This window comes from Acinetobacter sp. LCT-H3 (genome assembly GCF_001866125.1).
Taxonomy (GTDB): domain Bacteria; phylum Pseudomonadota; class Gammaproteobacteria; order Pseudomonadales; family Moraxellaceae; genus Acinetobacter; species Acinetobacter schindleri.
Map to the genome: position 1 here is coordinate 1 of NZ_MODX01000075.1, position 699 is coordinate 699.

Here is a 699-nt window from a genome sequence, read left to right on the forward strand (position 1 = left end):
ACAAACCCGGTACGGTTCAGAACGATCAGTATGGACACATTATCGGAGATGAAGTCATTCAGTTTGTGGCGCAGTGCCTGAAGGACAATGTCCGTACTTCTGATTTACTGGTACGTTATGGCGGGGATGAATTTCTGGTTCTGATCGAAAATATTGACTTCGATAATGCCCGTAAGATTGCTGATAAGATTCGAAGCGAAGTAGAGGGTGCTTATATTTTAAGTGAAAATGGTGATCAGATTCAGGTCTCGGTCAGTGTGGGGGTGGCGATAGGTGCGCCGTCTTGGATCAGCCTGTTTACCAAAGCGGATAAGGCTTTGTTTGTGGCTAAAGGTCAAGGGCGTAATGCAGTGGCTGAGGTTTAGTTCAAAAGACTGTTTTCTCTACTTTTGACTGCACAAAAGTAGCAAAATGCATTTGTTCGACTGATGCTAAGTCCCTTTACCACAGTCGAACGGGCGACATCCATGTCGCCAGTCATGTGATTTAATTTTGATGATCTTTGGTTTTGTCTATGAGATAGTTAATAAAATTTGTGCAGGCAACAAGTATAAATTTGGCATCGATATAAGAAAGATTTGATTCGTATAACATTGCATGGCGAATACCATCTGCATCTGATGTATAACCATATAAAGATTTAATACTAGCTTTTAATGCAGGATGTATTGGATATTGAGAGCCTGTAAATAATTTTGT

General features: G+C 40.6%; 1 protein-coding gene and 1 pseudogene. One reads left to right on the forward strand and one right to left on the reverse strand.

Going from position 1 to position 699, the window contains the following annotated elements:
* Positions 1-365, forward strand: a 365-nt coding sequence (locus BK820_RS14915; RefSeq protein WP_143045211.1) for a GGDEF domain-containing protein, incomplete at its 5' end; no start/stop codon positions are given.
* Between the two features lie 121 nt (positions 366-486).
* On the opposite strand, the pseudogene BK820_RS15600 reads toward BK820_RS14915, so the two are convergent.
* Positions 487-699 (reverse strand): annotated as a pseudogene (locus BK820_RS15600) (AbiJ-NTD4 domain-containing protein); the annotation flags it as partial.